We start from the raw sequence: 15355 nt of genomic DNA on the forward strand, positions 1-15355 counted from the left end.
AACAGCACTGCAAACCGCCGCTCCGATCACTCCCCAAACCCACGAAAACCAAAAAACCGGGTCACTAAAGTTGCACGAGTCATGCGTTGTTTCTCCGTTAGTTTTCAGCCAGGCCTAACAGTAGCGACCCCGCATAAAGGATCTCTGTTTAAATAAGGAAGCGGGGCAATGTTTCGGGCTATAGGACAAAATGTGTTGGTTACGATACCGTAGGTATCCCTAGATTTAGCCCGCCGCGCAGGCCCCGACCCGAGTCGTACTCCCGTGCGTACACCGTTTCCTGCGCCCCGCACCGTTCGCATATGCAGCGGATTGACCCTCGGCAGGGTCCACCGTCAAGCGTGCGAATCCGTTGGTCTGCGGGCCAAACTGCGGCGGACGCCCCTCTGCGTACCCTGCCGCATACGGAGGGCGTGGGGGCGGCGAAACGCTCGTATACGCGGACGACGGCGCGCTTTGCGTACGCGCAGGGCTTGGGAGAGTGCTGAGCGGGAAAATGGGTGGAAAGCAGATCTTCAATCCGGGCTTTTCCGCGTCAGAATGCGGGAAAGTCGGGGTTGAACCAACACGTTTTGTCCATCCAAAAACTCGAGTCAAACCGAGTTTGAACCCGACTTTAGCCTGCTAGCAAGCCGAAAAGTCCGGATAAAACCAACACCAAGTGTCCTATAGGCCAATGTTTCACGTGAAACATTGCCCCGCAATTGAAAGATTCGCAGCCTATTCCTTGCCACTTTCCTCTTCAGGAATATCTACACCAGCAACATCCGGCGCCAGCACGCTCAAAATACGATTGAGATCCTCGAGGGAACCGAAGTCGATGCGCATAGTTCCCTTGGTTCGGCCCATATCGACCTTCACACGAGTATTGAGCCGGTCGCCCAATTGTGTTGCTACCGAAGTCAGTTCGTTTTCATAGCGCTTCACACGAACTCGGCGGACCGAAGCTGGGGTCGATTCATCACCAAGAGCAACGATCTCCTCAACAGCTCGGACAGATAATCCTTCTGCCACAATCCGCTGCGCCAGCCGCTCCATCGCACCAGCGTCGGCAAGACCGAGAAGTGCACGCGCATGCCCGGAAGACAGCACGCCCGCTGCTACCCGGCGCTGCACCAAAGCGGGAAGTTTCAAAAGTCGCAAAGTATTAGTGATCTGCGGGCGAGACCGAGCGATTCTCTTTGCAAGCTCGTCTTGCGTGCATTGGAAGTCTTCAAGCAACTGCTGATAGGCAGCTGCCTCTTCCAAGGGATTGAGATCAGCTCGGTGTAGATTCTCAAGAAGTGCATCACGAAGCAGATCCTCGTCCGAGGTGCGCCGAATAATGGCAGGAATACGCGTCAAGCCCGCCCGCTGGGTCGCCCGCCAGCGCCGCTCGCCCATAATGAGTTCGTATCGAGCCTCCGGATGGTTATCCAAAGGCTCACTAAGTGGGCGAATAACAATAGGTTGAAGAATGCCCACTTCCTTAATGGACTGCGCAAGTTCCTCTAAATCGTCATCATCGAAATTGGTACGGGGCTGCGCACGGTTGGGCACGATGACATTGACATCAATCTCGCCGTAGGTGGCACCCGGTACTGCAACAAGGTCATCTTCCGATGTTTCACGTGAAACATTGCTTGCCTGAGCTGCATCCGTTCCCGCGACACCCTTAGACTCCTTCGCACCGCCAGTCGCTTCAACAACGGAAGTTCCCTCGGTTACCGTAGTGTCCTTAACACCCTCAGCTTCACCAGCCTTCGCCTCGCTTATCACAGCCGGTGATTCGCCTACACCGTCCGGTGTCTCGACCGTTCCACTACTGGCCTGAGTCTTCTTGCCAACCACCTTCTTCTTAGGTGAGGCAGCCGATGGTTTCGAAGCCACACGCTGAGAACCGCCCGATGTTTCACGTGAAACATTCTCTCCCGCCGAGCCATATCCAAGATCGAGGGGATTAGCATCATCCTGCTGAGAATCGTCGTGCTGCCGCGAACCCGCAGCCTCCCGCGAACCCGAGTCCTTCTTCTTCACCGTACCGAAAAAGATATCGATGGGACTCTCGGTATTCTCTGCCTGTTCCGGTGGAATGAGGGCACCGAGTCCACTTCCTAAACCACGCCGTTTACGAGTTGCCACGATGGCTCCTAACTATGAGAGAGCTGAAAATTCTTTTGCTGCCGCAAGATAGGCAATAGCCGCCCGATTCCGGGGATCGTGGGTGAGCACACTCTTCCCAAAAGACGGCGCTTCCGCAGCAGCCACCGACCGAGGAATCTCCGTATGAAGCACCCGGTCACCAAAGTGTGAACGCACTTCTTCGGATACATCCTTCGCCAGATTTGTGCGGGTATCCACCATCGTCACAATAAACGCCGAGATATGTAGCTTCTCATTGCGAGACGAGCGCACATCCTCAACCGTCTGTACCAATTGGGCCACACCCTGGAGAGCATAAAACTCCGCCTGAATCGGTACCAACACCTCATCAGCAGCCACCAGCGCACTCACTGGCAACAGCGCCATACTCGGCGGGCAATCAATAAATACAAAGTCAAAAGCCTTGCCCTGCGCCGCGAAACTATCCATCGTTTCCCGGATCGCGTCGCGTAAAATAGAGTACCGCCCCGGCACCTGGCCTAACTCAAAATCAACGGCTGCTAAGGTAATACTCGAGGGAGCCACATAAAGATTCGGAATATCCTCGAGTTGAATAAGAACATCCTCGAGCCGTGCCTGGCCCTTAAAAACTTCGTAAACGTCGTTGCGTTCTTCCTGTGGGCTAATACCCAAACCGGTAGAAGCATTACCCTGTGCATCCGCATCAACAAGCAAGACCCGCATCCCGTTGAGAGCGAGGGCAGCCGCCATATTCACGGCAGTGGTGGTTTTACCGACACCGCCCTTTTGATTCGTCACTGCAACAACGCGGGTATGTTCCGGCTTCTGGAATTTACTCGCCTTCACCTTCTTGAGGCGCTTAAAATCCTCTCGAAGTTCGCGGGCGATCGGAGTGTCCCGATCCTGTGGTGCAGGCGAAGGTGCCGAACTCGGCGCAGCACGACGTCCAACTTTTTTACGGGGATCACTCATAAATAACGCCCTCCTTACCTCAGAACATTCTAGCCGGTATCAGGCCATCTCTGTGCCGCCGTCATCTGCATCACGCACGTTATCCACAAGCACCACCCACTACGAACACATGTTCGATACATGCGGCCAAACCAGACTGCGTCCCTTATAAAACCGGCACACGTCCTTTATGAAACCGGGCCACAGGGTCACACGACTAAGCCATGGACAGCAAAATCACGAACAACCAAGTTCAGAAGCCCAGTAACTCAGTAACCCAGCAACACGCCCGCCTGACTTACGAAGCTTTCTTGAGCACCTCGACCACCCGAGTAGCCTCGTCTGTTCCAAAGGGCACCACAGTATGAACCGCAACCTCCGCAGCTCCGTAACGCTGCAACTGCGCTGCGGCGTCGTCAATTTCTTGGGCGGCACGCTCGCCCTTGAGGGCAACCAAACGCCCACCGGGTTTGACCAGCGGCATCGTCCACGGTAGTAATTTCTTGAGTGCCGCTACCGCGCGGGCGGTCACAATATCAGCCGCGAACCGGCCTTTGAGTTGCTCGGCGCGGGCGGTCCGCACCTTGACGTTCCGCAAACCCAGCTCGCCCACCACGTAGCGCAGCCATTCGGTGCGCCGCTCCATGGACTCAATCAAGGTGACGGTCACGTCCGGCCGCACAATCGCCAACACAATTCCGGGGAAACCAGCACCGGAACCCACATCACCCACCGTGGCTTTCACCGGGATGAACTCCTCGATAGCGAGGGAATTGAGTAGGTGCCGGGACCATAAGCGGCCCAGTTCGCGCGGCCCTACGAGCCCGCGCACTTCGCCTTCTTCTTTGAGCAGGCGCGCAAAATGAAGCAAGGTTCCCCATGTCGCCGTGCCGAAATGCTCAGCACCGGCGGCAGGAGGAACCTCGATCATCGGATGTTCTTCCGCCATATATGCGTATTAATCCTCGCCTTAGTCTTCGTCCGCGGGCTTGATGACCACGTGACGCCCGGCGCCCACGCCTTCGGAATCGGAAACGAGCCCGGCGGCAGCAGCGGCGTCGTGCACAACCTTGCGCTCGAAGGGATTCATGGGATCCAGCTCGATTTCATCGCCGGTTTCCTGCACCTCGCGGATGGCTTCCGCGGCGATTTCCTCAATCTTGGCGCGGCGTTCATCGCGATAGCCCGCGATATCCAGCATGAGCCGCGAACGTTCCCCGGTCTTTTCCTGAACCGCGAGGCGGGTCAGATCCTGGAGCGCGTTGAGAGTGGCACCGTGCCGGCCCACCAGGCGGCGCAGCCGCTCATCGGCTTCACCCTCGGTGACAATGGCGATCGTGGCACGATCTTCGTCAATCGAGATATCAATATCGCCGTCGAGATCAGCAATATCCAGCAGTTCTTCGAGGTAGTCAGCCGCAATATCGCCTTCGCGATCAAGCTTCTTAATATCCTCAGACGTTTCGCTCATTCTTTCTCCTGGTATCCGGGGGATCCCCTTCTGGGGCTGCCAAGATTTTGCACAACCCGTCCGTTCCTTTTCTTTGACTAAGTTTAGCTTGTTCTACGCCGGTCGCCGGGTGTTATTTCCCGCGGTTTTTCTTATTCTTCTTGGCGCGGGCCCGGGCCCGTTCGGCCTGGCGGCGTTCGTAGCGCTTGCGGGCACGTTCTTCATCCGTCAAACCATCTTTGCCGACGACGGGCTTATCGTCCTCGCCGTCATCTTCCGGGCGCGGCATATACGCATCCGGACTCAGCCCGGCTTTCTTCGCGCGTTCCTTGCTCATCGGCTGGTAGCGCTGGCCGCCCTTCTGCTCCTGCTCTTCCAGTTCGGCAATTTCCTCATCGGTGAGACCCTTGCGCTTGCGCTTTTCCAGGATCCGTTTTTCCCGCTCAATATAGGCCCGCGAACCGGGCGTGGGATTATGGCGAATGAACCAGCTCTGCTGACCCATATTCCACAGGTTGCCAGCGCACCAGTAAATGAGCACGCCCACCGGGAACACCGCGCCGGAGAACACATAGATCAGCGGCATGCCGTAAAGCATCATGCGCTGCATGCGCAGAGCCGCGTTATTCGGATCCTTCTGTTCCGGCATATTCTTCGTCATGAGCTGCCGCTGCGTCCAGAACATACTGAGGATCATGATGATCACCAGAACGACGGCGACAATCCGTACCTGCGTGGCATTGGCAAATTGGCCCGCGGTTGAAATGGTGGCCGACATGGGGGCGCCGAAGAACGTGGTCTTCTCGAAGGACTGCGCCACCGACTGGGTGATCGGCCCGATGGGGCCGCGCTTGCCATTAGCGATGGAGGGGAAGTTGATAAGCACCCGGTACAGGGAGAAGAGAATCGGCATCTGCACCAGCATCGGCCAGCAGGATGCCATGGGGGAGGCCCCGTGTTTGCGGTAGAGCGCCTGCAGTTCTTCCTGCTGGCGCTGCATGGACACCTGGTCCCGCTTCCCCTTGTACTTCTTCTGCAGCTTCTGAATATCGGGTTGCAGCACCTGCATTGCCCGCGAAGCGCGAATCTGCCGGTTATACAGCGGCAAGATGAGCAGACGAACCACAATGGTCAGCCCGATAATGGCGCAGACCCACGCGGGCCCGGCGCCCTGGTTCATTCCCAGGAGTACGAGTCCTTCGTGGATGCCGTACATCACCCACGAGACCGCCCACATAAACGGAGCGAGAATTGTATCCACTTAGTTTCTCCTCACGCTGCTGGGTGTTCCCGCTGGGGATTGCCCGTAGCGTTGTTCGTATCGTCTAAGGCGTCTTCTTTGGCGTAAAGCTCGAGAAGCTCATCTTGGTCCAATGGTTTGCTTGGCCACTGACCCGGCGGTGGCACTCTATCTACGCCGCCCTTCGTCAACGGGTTGCACCGTAGCAAGCGCCACACGGTTAAAAGTGTACCTTTGCCGGTCCCGTGAATCTGTATGGCTTGTATCGCATAGGCCGAACAGCTCGGTGCGTAGCGGCATCGCGGGGGGCGTGCGGCTGAGATCGTGCGTTGATACCAGCGCACCGCCCGTACCAGCAGGCTTTCTTTGCCGTGCCGTTCCGGTTGTCCGCTTGCCGGCGTGTGCGTCATAACGCGTTCACCGCCCGCGTTTCTTGCGTGCCTGCTGTTCGCGTGTGCCCTGCTTGATCCGCACTTTGGTGCCCGCGTATTTCGTGCGTACGCACTGCTTGCGCCCGTGCCTTGGCAAGCGCGCGGTCCAGGTCCTCACCGAGTTGCGCGCTGCTGCTTCCTGCCGCGGCGGGAAAAGCTCGAACGACGACGAGATCGCCGTCGTCGAAAAAACTTAGGCGCGCACGCATGAGATGGCGCAGTTGCCGGTATACCCGATGCCGCACCACGGAATTTCCCACAGCTTTGGATACGACAAAACCGACCCGCACAGGGTGAGGGCCGGTTAGGGTCGATTCCGACTGGGAGCCGAGGATGACTTGGACGCGCCGGGCAGAGCCGCGCGCTCCGGAAAAGGCCGAGTCGAAATCCGCCGAACTCCGCATGCGGTGAACGGCTGGAAGCATTTACTGAGCCGAAATCTTGGCGCGACCCTTGCGACGGCGAGCTGCCAGAACAGCGCGACCCGCGCGGGTCGACATGCGCTTGCGGAAACCGTGTACCTTAGCGCGACGGCGATTATTCGGCTGGAAAGTCCGCTTAACCACGGTGATCCCCTCCACTAGATATTGACGGGCTTATCCACAAGCGGTGGCGGCCCTTCTTGACAAATAACGCGCGGCTGAACCACGCATGGACTAGATGACTTTACGCGAGATCAGGCCGGTGAGTCAAAGGTTTTTAGCGCGCGGTGACCGTTATCTCAAGGATGATCACTGTGAGAAAACACGTACCAAAGCAATTTTTTCGGCCTATACACATCTGTGGAAAAATCTGAGGATAGGTTTTTAAGGCTCCACAGCGCGTAAGTGACCTGTGAATAACAGAGATGTAATTTCCACAGGTGTGGAGAATCCTGTGGATAACTCGTTAGCGTGTTGCGCGTCATTCACCTACGATAGGCAGACAGATAGGGCATGGCCTCACCAGATACCGTGAAACTTACAGTCGTGATCATCAACGGCGCTCGGATCACCTGGCTGCGAGGCTCGCCCCCTTTTTCTTGAAAGAGTCCTCAGGAGGATGTCATGGCGGAGATGAACCCCGCGCGCGATGCTTGGCTTGCCGCCTTGGAATTGCTGCGTATGCAGGGCGATCTCTCCGATTCGCAATCCGCTTTTGTGCGTATGGCCCACCCGCTGGCCACCGCCGAGGACATTTTTATGATCGTGGTGGGATCCGAGTTCGTGAAGAACTGGATCGAGGAGCACGTTGCCGATCTCATGACCGGGGCGCTCTCCAATATTCTGGGCCACAGCATTCGCCTGGTGATTTCCATTGATCCGAGTGTGAATGAATCCCCGCTTCCGGCTACTGAGCGCCGCGAAACTCGGCCCGTTGAGGCTGCTCCGGCTCCGCGCCGGGCGGAAACTCCCACCGCGCTTTCCCCGGATTCGGAATGGAATAAATCCGCGACCTACCGGGATTTCACCCTGGAGGAACCGGGAGCTTTTCCTGATGCGCCGGGCGAGCCGGTGGCTCCAGCTGCGCCGTCGTCCCTCACTGCCACCCACGCAAGCGCGCCACATACACCGACATCGCACGTGCCGGCACCACACATAAACGCACCACATGCGGCCGTGCCGGTTGAAACAACCGAGCCGACCTCGCTCGCCACCCAAACGATGGCTTCCGGGGAAGAAAAGATTTACGGGAATTCGGCCGATCCTTCTTTCGCGGCGATGTCCACGGCTGCCGGGCTCAACCCAAAATACACTTTCGATAATTTTGTGATTGGGGATTCGAATCGTTTTCCCACCGCGACCTCGCTAGCGGTCTCGGAAGCGCCTGGGACTACCTATAATCCGCTGTTCCTCTACTCGGATTCCGGGATGGGGAAAACGCATCTTATGCACGCGATCGGGAATTATGCGATTTCGCTCTACCCAAATATTCACGTGCGCTATATCAGCGCCGAAGAATTCACTAACGCTTTTATTAACGCTGTGCGTGACGGGCGACAAAGCGAATTCAAGGATTCTTTCCGCAAGGTCGATATTTTACTGATCGACGATATTCAATTCATTGGCGGGCGCGATACCACCGTGGAGGAGTTCTTCCACACGTTCAACGCCCTGACGAATTCCAATAAGCAGATTGTTATTACCTCCGATGTGGCACCGAATCTGCTCAACGGTTTCGAAGAGCGGATGCTCTCGCGTTTCAATTCCGGGGTGGTGGCCAGTATTGACCGCCCGAATCTGGAAACTCGTATCGCTATTCTGGAAAAGAAAGCGCATGTGGATGGCATTAGCGTGCCGCGCGAAGTGCATGAATATATCGCCACGCATATGACCACGAATGTGCGCGAAATGGAAGGGGCGCTGCGCCGAGTCACCGCCTTCGCGGATCTGTCCAAACAGCCGGTGTCGCTCACGCTGTCCGAGATGGTCCTCAAGGATCTCATCACCAATCCGGACTCGGTGGATATTAAGTCGAGCCTCATCATGGCGCAGACCGCGAATTACTTCTCCATCACCATTGATGACTTGACCAGCGCGGATCGTTCTCGGATCCCGGTGACCGCGCGGCAGATCGCCATGTACCTGTGCCGGGAAATGACGGATCTGTCCCTCCCGAAGATCGGTTCGCTTTTCGGCGGGCGCGATCACACCACCGTCATGCACGCGTATCGCAAAATCGATAAGCAGATGGCCGAGCGGCAGACCACCTATAACCAGGTCTCCGAGCTCTCCGTGCGTATTAAGCAAGCCGCCAGCCAGGCGGAGTAGCGCTGTATCTTTCTAGCTCGCGTTTCGTCCGTGCGACATTTGTGGTGCGCCTTATTTATTTAGTACGACTTTAGTACGACGACGCCGCCACCTGACTAAACGGACTCCACGCCTCGAAGCGACTTTTCGGCTTATTCCAGCGCTTTCCCCGCGCTTTCCTGTACCGATCCGACGCGCCCGCCCGCGAAAACCTGACTAAATGAGCCAAGTCATGTTTCAAGTCTGGCACCTCATATGCCACGTGCGGCTCACAACCCGCTCACAGCCCGCTTCACCAGTACCCCTGTTTCCTCACCCACATTACCTGGGCGAACGCTATCCACAGGGCTTGCGGATAAGCTGTGGACACGGGCGTAAATTAAGCGGATCGGCGAGATCTAGCGGTGGATAGCCGAAAGCTCAAAGTGTCTCATCCCCCGAAAACCCATATTATCCACAGCACCGTCCACAGGCTCATCCACGGCCCAGATCCGCATGCTCACGCCGTTTCGAACACATTTCCACAGTGTCCACAGCACCTACTACTACCACTACCTATTAACACCCGCATGAACAACAAACGGTCGCCGAGGGCCGGTGCACCCGCACGCCGTAAATTACACTGGTGTAATTACAAAGCCGCTAAATTCTTTTCCTTCCGGGCCCTCCCTCGCGTAAAGTAGCCCTAGACGTTTCTTGTTATTGGGAGGAAGGTTCGCTGTGAAATTGCGGATTGAACACGATGTCTTCGCGGACGCCGTCTCGTGGACGGCACGCACTATCCCCACCCGCCCTTCGCTGCCCATCCTCTCCGGGATCAAAATCGAAGCCAAAGACACCGGCGTCATTGCGCTTTCCTCCTACGATCCTGATATTTCCTCCTACGCCGAAATCACCGGCGATGTGGAAGAAGCCGGCACCATTTTGGTGCACGGGCGCCTGCTGGCCGAATACGCCCGCGCCTTGCCCAATAAGCCCATTGACCTCACGGTTGAGGGCACCAAACTTGATCTGCAATGCGGTTCTTCGCGCATGGTGATGACCTCGATGCCGCTGGAAGATTACCCGGCCGCCCCGCCTCTCGATGGGGTTTCCGGCGTGGTGGACGGCGCCGCCTGGCAGCACGCGGTGGCCCAGGCCGTCACCGCCGCCTCCACCGATGACACTCTCCCACTTCTCGTCTCGGTCTGCATCGAAATCAACGGTGAAAATATTGCTCTCATGGCAACGGACCGCTATCGCCTGGCCATCGCTAACCTCACCTGGGAGCCGGAAGATCCGCAGATTTCCGCGCGTATCCTGGTGCGGGCCAGCCGCCTGTCCGATATCGCTAAGTCCCTCGGCTCGGTGGGTAATGTGCGTATGACCCTGGATACCAGCGGCCGTACCGGCCTCATTGGTTTCCGCGCCGCGGACCGCCAGAACGTGGCCCGCCTTATCGACGGGGATTACCCGCAGGTGCGGGCCCTCTTCCCGGATACCGTCAATGGGTACGCCGTGATTGATCGCCTTATGCTGCTCGATGCCATCAAGCGTGCGCGGCTCGTCGTCGAAAAAAATAGTGCGGTGCGCTTGAGTTTCAGCGAAGGCAGCGTGGTTTTGGATGCCGGTCAAAACGATTCGGCGCAAACTAGTGAAGCCCTGCCGGCCACCCTCACCGGGGAAGATATTGCGATGGCTTTCAACCCGGCCTACCTGCAAGATGGCCTGACCGCGGTGGATACGCCTTTCGTGCGCCTGTCCTTCACCAGCCCCACGAAACCGGCGGTTATTACCGGCCAACCCGAAGAAACCGGCTCCGATACGGATGAGTTCCGCCTCCTCCTCATGCCGATTCGCACCTACTCCTAAGGCGCGGGTGTGAGTGTACATCTCTGACTTAGCGCTGGCGGATTTTCGTAATTACCGGCGTGAAGTGGCTCGTTTCCGCCCCGGGGTGACCATCCTCGTGGGCGAAAACGGCCAGGGGAAAACCAATCTGGTGGAGGCCATCGGCTATCTGGCCACCCTCACCTCCCACCGGGTCTCCTCCGATAATGCGCTGATCCGCCAGGGCGCCGCCGCCGGCGTGGTGCAGGCGCGGGTACTGCGCGGCGAATCGCCCACCACCGTGGAAGTGGAAATTTATGCCGGGCGCGCCAACCGGGCCCGCCTCAACCGCGGGAACGTGCGCCCGATAGAAATCCTGGGCACTATCCGCGCGGTGCTTTTCGCACCCGAAGATCTCGCGCTTGTGCGCGGCGAACCGGCGGTCCGGCGCGCTTTCCTGGACGACCTCATGGTGCAGCTGCGCCCGCGCCTCGCCTCCGTGAAAAGCGAATACGAGCGGGTTATCCGCCAGCGCGCCGCCCTCCTGAAAACGGCCGGAGCCGCGCGCCGCCGCGGGAAAGCCGTGGACCACGCCGCGATTGATGTGTGGGACGAGCAACTGGCCGCGCTCGCCGCCCAGATCGTGGCCGCCCGCGCCGAATTGGTGGCGCGCCTGCGCCCGTACGTCACGGAAATGTACAACGTGGTCTCCGGAAACCGCGGCCACGCCCGCCTCGATTACGCGGCGAATGCGTGGCGCGGTACCTTCACCCTGCCCGATGCCGCCGCGCTTTTAAACGACGACGACGCCAGCTGCCACGTCGTCACTTCGCAGGAAGAAGCACTGCGCGATGTGGAAACCGCCCGGGCTTTGCTGCGCTCCCAGCTGGATGAACGCCGGGATCAAGAAATTGAGCGGGGCGTGAACCTCGTGGGCCCGCACCGCGATGACCTGCGCTTATCTTTGGGAACCCTGCCGGCCAAAGGCTATGCCAGCCACGGCGAAAGTTGGAGTTTCGCCCTCGCGCTGCGCCTGGCCTGCTGGAAATTACTGAGTGAGGACGGCGAACCCATCCTCCTCCTCGACGATGTTTTTGCCGAACTCGATGCCCGGCGCCGCGAACGCCTGGCCGAGTTGGTGGCCGGCGCCGAGCAGGTGATTGTGACCGCCGCGGTGGGCGATGACTTGCCCGAAAGCCTGCGCGGGGACCGCCTCCATATCGCGGCCGGCAGTATTACCGGGGAGGTTCGCGATGGTGCGGTGACTGAAGATGATTCTGGCAGCGCGATTCCCAAGGAGGCGGGCGATGGCGCGTGATGCGGGCGATCTTTTCGCGCTCCACGCCCTGGATGCCGCCCGGGAAGCGGCGTTCCGGCGCGGGGATGTGCGCACCCGCCGCCCCGCTGCCGCCCCTCGCTACCTCGCGGCGAGCGGTGCGGGCGCGCCCGGCGAAAACGGCGCGGCGGATCGCATCGGTGACCCGGTGGCCAGCCCCGGCCCGGGCTGGGGCGATGTGGGATCCGGAGCCCGGCCCTCCTGGCGCGACCCGCATCCAGTGGGCGAACTCCTGGCCCGCACCATCCGCGACCGCGGATGGCAAAGTCACCTCGATATCGCCTCCGTCTCCGCGCGGTGGGATGCGATTGTGGGACCGAATGTGGCGCGGCACTGCCGTATTGAAGATTTTTCCGACGACGGCGTCCTCACCCTGCGCGCCTCCTCCACCTCGTGGAAAACTCAGATGCGCGCGCTTCTCGCAACCCTCTCCGGGCGGATTGCCGCCGAAATAGGGGAGGGGATCGTCAAGGAGATTGTGATTCTGGGCCCGCATCGGCCCAGCTGGAAGCACGGGCCGCTCTCGGTTCCCGGCCGCGGACCCCGCGATACCTACGGATAGTACTGGATACTCACGGTTAGCCCGGCCCGCTTACCGGTAGGCAAACCCGCGCCGCCACCCCCGATATCCAGGGCCAGCCAGCCGCACCGATGCTGGCTATTCCCAGCCCAGGGCGTGCAGGGCGTCGTCGTCCAAACCATAAAAATGCCCGACCTCGTGGATAATGGTGACCCCGATTTCCTCCACCAATTCTTCGCGCGTTTCGCACCAGCGCATGAGCGGGCCGCGGAAAATAAAGATGCGGTCGGGAAGTAAGCCGGCGTCATCGCCGCGCTCGGTGAGCGCTACGCCGTCGTAAAAACCGAGTACCGCGGGCAGGCCGTCCTCATCGTAATCTTCCGGGCGGAGCATATCGGGTTCGGGTTCCTCCTCCACTAAAAACACCACATTGGGAAGGGAGGCGAGGAAAGCTTCGGGTAGCAGATCGATGGCATCGGCCACCGCCTCCTCGAATTCTTGCTCGGACATCTCCAGCACTGCGGTCCTCCGTCTCAGTTTCGTAGCTGCTTATAGGCTAGAATAGACGAGGGACTCTCCAGCGTAGGTACCTACCAGAACGGCGGTCAATGCGGGAGAGGCCCATTTTTGAGAGTTAGCCTGAAGGAGTGTTCCGCGCGTGTCGGAAACAACGAGTCATCCCGAACCGGTGCAGCAGCCGGAACAAAACCCGGCCTCGCAGCCGGAGCAGAATCCGGCCCCGCAGGGCCCTGCGCATCACGTCGGCGAAGTATCCCCCGATCAGTCCTATGACGCATCAAATATTACCGTCCTCGAAGGTCTGGAGGCGGTGCGCAAGCGCCCCGGTATGTATATCGGCTCCACCGGGGAACGCGGCCTGCACCACCTGGTCTACGAAGTTGTAGACAATTCGGTTGATGAGGCGCTGGCCGGCTACGCGGATACCATCACGGTGACCCTGCGTGAAGATGGCGGGGTGCGCGTGGAAGATAACGGGCGCGGTATTCCGGTGGATATGCATCCCACCGAAGGGCGCCCCGCGGTGGAAGTCGTCATGACCGTGCTGCACGCCGGCGGGAAATTCGGCCAGGGTGGCTACGCGGTGTCCGGCGGCCTGCACGGCGTGGGTGTATCCGTGGTGAATGCGCTGTCCACCCGGATGGAAACCATCGTCAAGCGCGATGGCTACGTATGGCGCATCGCCTACGAAAACGGGGTACCCACCCGGGAACTGGAACGCGGGGAAGAAACCACCGAAACGGGAACCACCCAAACCTTCTGGGCTAATCCGGATATTTTCGAAACCACGGATTATGATTTCGAAACGCTGCGCAAGCGTTTCCACCAGATGGCCTTCCTCAATAAGAACCTGCGTATCAACCTCATTGATGAACGCCGCTCCGCCACCTCGGAAGGCGATGAAGTCACCGGGGCGGAAGGGGAAAGTGCCGCGGAGGTTCCGGCGAAGCGCGAAGTGTCCTATTGCTATTCCGGCGGGCTGCTTGACTACGTCAAGTTCCTCAACTCGATGAAGAAATCGGACATCATCAATAACGACATCATCTACTTCGAAGCCGAAGATGATGAGAAGCAGATCGAAGTGGAAGTGGCCATGCAATGGACCTCGGCCTACTCCGAATCGGTCAATACCTTCGCGAATACCATTAACACCACCGAAGGCGGGATGCACGAAGAAGGCTTCCGCTCCGCCCTCACCTCGGTGATCAATAAGTACGCACGCGAACACGGGCTCCTCAAAGATAAAGACCCGAATCTTTCCGGTGATGATGTGCGCGAAGGTCTCACCGCGGTGATCTCCGTGAAATTGGGCAACCCCCAATTCGAAGGGCAGACCAAAACCAAGCTTGGGAATACCGAAGCGCGCACTTTCGTGCAGCAGCAGATGTACACCCAGCTCAGCGATTGGCTTGATTCTCACCCGGCGGATGCCAAAGAGATTATCCGAAAGGGCACCCAGGCTTTTGCCGCGCGCGCCGCGGCCCGCAAAGCCCGGGAAGCCACCCGCCGCAAATCCGTGCTGGAATCGGCCTCCATGCCCGGCAAGCTCAAGGATTGCACCTCGAATAAACCCGAGGAATGCGAAATTTTCATTGTCGAGGGTGATTCCGCCGGCGGTAGCGCGGTGAACGGCCGCGATCCGGAACACCAGGCGATTATGCCCATCCGCGGCAAGATCCTCAACGTGGAAAAGGCCCGCCTGGATCGGGCGCTTTCCTCGGATACCATCCAATCGCTCATCACCGCTTTCGGCACCGGCATCGGCGATGAATTCGATATCGATAAGCTGCGCTACCACAAGATTATTTTCATGGCCGATGCGGATGTGGACGGCTCGCATATCGCGACCCTCCTGCTCACCCTGGTGTACCGCTATATGCGCCCGCTGATCGAAGCTGGGCACGTCTTCCTGGCCATGCCCCCGCTCTACCGCATCAAATGGACGAACGCCCCGCATTCCTACGTGTTCTCGGATCGGGAACGCGATGAGGTGCTCGAAGAAGGTAAAGAAAAGGGCTGGCGGCTGCCCCGCGAAGAATCCCAGCGCATCCAGCGCTACAAGGGCCTGGGTGAAATGAACGCGGAAGAACTGTGGGATACCACCATGAATCCGGAATTCCGCACCCTCAAGCAGGTCTCCATCGGGGAGGCCGCCGCAACCGACGAAACCTTCAGTGTTCTTATGGGCGAAGATGTGGATTCTCGCCGCGGCTTCATTCAACGTAATGCGCACGACGCGCGCTTCCTCGATATCTAGGATTTGTCAT

Annotated in this window: 14 protein-coding genes; 5 read left to right on the plus strand and 9 right to left on the minus strand. The window is 58.8% G+C overall.

Annotation, left to right across the window (positions count from 1 at the left end):
• Positions 1 to 720 precede the first annotated feature (720 nt).
• From ACRQHG_RS05095 to rpmH, 8 genes are all read right to left on the minus strand, one after another.
• Complete coding sequence (locus ACRQHG_RS05095; RefSeq protein WP_435719658.1) at positions 721 to 2121, minus strand: ParB/RepB/Spo0J family partition protein; 1401 nt, start codon at positions 2119 to 2121, stop codon at positions 721 to 723.
• Positions 2122 to 2133: 12 nt separating this feature from the next.
• Positions 2134 to 3075, minus strand: coding sequence for a ParA family protein (locus ACRQHG_RS05100; RefSeq protein ID WP_435719659.1), 942 nt, complete (start codon positions 3073 to 3075; stop codon positions 2134 to 2136).
• Positions 3076 to 3352: 277 nt separating this feature from the next.
• Complete coding sequence (gene rsmG, locus ACRQHG_RS05105; RefSeq protein WP_435719660.1) at positions 3353 to 4003, minus strand: 16S rRNA (guanine(527)-N(7))-methyltransferase RsmG; 651 nt, start codon at positions 4001 to 4003, stop codon at positions 3353 to 3355.
• A 21-nt stretch (positions 4004 to 4024) separates the two neighbouring features.
• Positions 4025 to 4525: a Jag family protein gene (locus tag ACRQHG_RS05110; RefSeq protein WP_016442050.1), complete on the minus strand. Its 501-nt coding sequence runs from the start codon at positions 4523 to 4525 to the stop codon at positions 4025 to 4027.
• Positions 4526 to 4637: 112 nt separating this feature from the next.
• Entirely contained in the window at positions 4638 to 5765 is a 1128-nt protein-coding gene (gene yidC, locus ACRQHG_RS05115; protein ID WP_435719661.1) for a membrane protein insertase YidC, read from the minus strand.
• An 11-nt stretch (positions 5766 to 5776) separates the two neighbouring features.
• Positions 5777 to 6154 (minus strand): membrane protein insertion efficiency factor YidD, encoded by a 378-nt coding sequence (gene yidD / locus ACRQHG_RS05120; RefSeq protein ID WP_435719663.1) that lies wholly within the window; start codon positions 6152 to 6154, stop codon positions 5777 to 5779.
• Positions 6151 to 6600 (minus strand): ribonuclease P protein component, encoded by a 450-nt coding sequence (gene rnpA, locus ACRQHG_RS05125; protein WP_435719664.1) that lies wholly within the window; start codon positions 6598 to 6600, stop codon positions 6151 to 6153. The genes yidD and rnpA overlap by 4 nt, the downstream gene beginning before the upstream one ends.
• On the minus strand, positions 6601 to 6741 hold the full coding sequence (rpmH, locus tag ACRQHG_RS05130; RefSeq protein ID WP_039898524.1) for a 50S ribosomal protein L34: 141 nt from the start codon (positions 6739 to 6741) through the stop codon (positions 6601 to 6603).
• Between the two features lie 480 nt (positions 6742 to 7221).
• On the opposite strand from rpmH, the gene dnaA reads away from it, so the two are divergent.
• From dnaA to ACRQHG_RS05150, 4 genes are all read left to right on the plus strand, one after another.
• On the plus strand, positions 7222 to 8925 hold the full coding sequence (gene dnaA / locus ACRQHG_RS05135) for a chromosomal replication initiator protein DnaA (protein ID WP_435719666.1): 1704 nt from the start codon (positions 7222 to 7224) through the stop codon (positions 8923 to 8925).
• A gap of 699 nt (positions 8926 to 9624) precedes the next feature.
• Positions 9625 to 10755, plus strand: coding sequence for a DNA polymerase III subunit beta (dnaN, locus tag ACRQHG_RS05140; RefSeq protein WP_435719041.1), 1131 nt, complete (start codon positions 9625 to 9627; stop codon positions 10753 to 10755).
• Positions 10756 to 10768: 13 nt separating this feature from the next.
• Complete coding sequence (recF, locus tag ACRQHG_RS05145) at positions 10769 to 12031, plus strand: DNA replication/repair protein RecF (RefSeq protein WP_435719040.1); 1263 nt, start codon at positions 10769 to 10771, stop codon at positions 12029 to 12031.
• Positions 12021 to 12611: a DciA family protein gene (locus ACRQHG_RS05150; protein ID WP_435719039.1), complete on the plus strand. Its 591-nt coding sequence runs from the start codon at positions 12021 to 12023 to the stop codon at positions 12609 to 12611. Before recF ends, ACRQHG_RS05150 begins: the two co-directional genes overlap by 11 nt.
• Positions 12612 to 12707: 96 nt before the next feature.
• On the opposite strand, the gene ACRQHG_RS05155 is transcribed toward ACRQHG_RS05150, so the two are convergent.
• Positions 12708 to 13079, minus strand: a complete 372-nt coding sequence (locus tag ACRQHG_RS05155; protein ID WP_231366691.1) for a metallopeptidase family protein — start codon at positions 13077 to 13079, stop codon at positions 12708 to 12710.
• 148 nt (positions 13080 to 13227) lie between these two features.
• On the opposite strand from ACRQHG_RS05155, the gene gyrB reads away from it, so the two are divergent.
• Positions 13228 to 15345, plus strand: a complete 2118-nt coding sequence (gene gyrB / locus ACRQHG_RS05160; protein ID WP_435719667.1) for a DNA topoisomerase (ATP-hydrolyzing) subunit B — start codon at positions 13228 to 13230, stop codon at positions 15343 to 15345.
• Positions 15346 to 15355 lie beyond the last annotated feature (10 nt).

Source organism: Actinotignum vesiculae (assembly GCF_051267215.1).
Lineage (GTDB): Bacteria > Actinomycetota > Actinomycetes > Actinomycetales > Actinomycetaceae > Actinotignum > Actinotignum schaalii.

Coding starts and splice junctions, on each gene's coding strand:
- ACRQHG_RS05100 (WP_435719659.1), bottom strand. CDS start 3,075: ATGAGTGATCCCCGTAAAAAAGTTGGACGTCGTGCTGCGCCGAGTTCG.
- rsmG (WP_435719660.1), bottom strand. CDS start 4,003: ATGGCGGAAGAACATCCGATGATCGAGGTTCCTCCTGCCGCCGGTGCT.
- ACRQHG_RS05110 (WP_016442050.1), bottom strand. CDS start 4,525: ATGAGCGAAACGTCTGAGGATATTAAGAAGCTTGATCGCGAAGGCGAT.
- yidD (WP_435719663.1), bottom strand. CDS start 6,154: ATGACGCACACGCCGGCAAGCGGACAACCGGAACGGCACGGCAAAGAA.
- rnpA (WP_435719664.1), bottom strand. CDS start 6,600: ATGCTTCCAGCCGTTCACCGCATGCGGAGTTCGGCGGATTTCGACTCG.
- dnaA (WP_435719666.1), top strand. CDS start 7,222: ATGGCGGAGATGAACCCCGCGCGCGATGCTTGGCTTGCCGCCTTGGAA.
- ACRQHG_RS05150 (WP_435719039.1), top strand. CDS start 12,021: ATGGCGCGTGATGCGGGCGATCTTTTCGCGCTCCACGCCCTGGATGCC.
- ACRQHG_RS05155 (WP_231366691.1), bottom strand. CDS start 13,079: ATGTCCGAGCAAGAATTCGAGGAGGCGGTGGCCGATGCCATCGATCTG.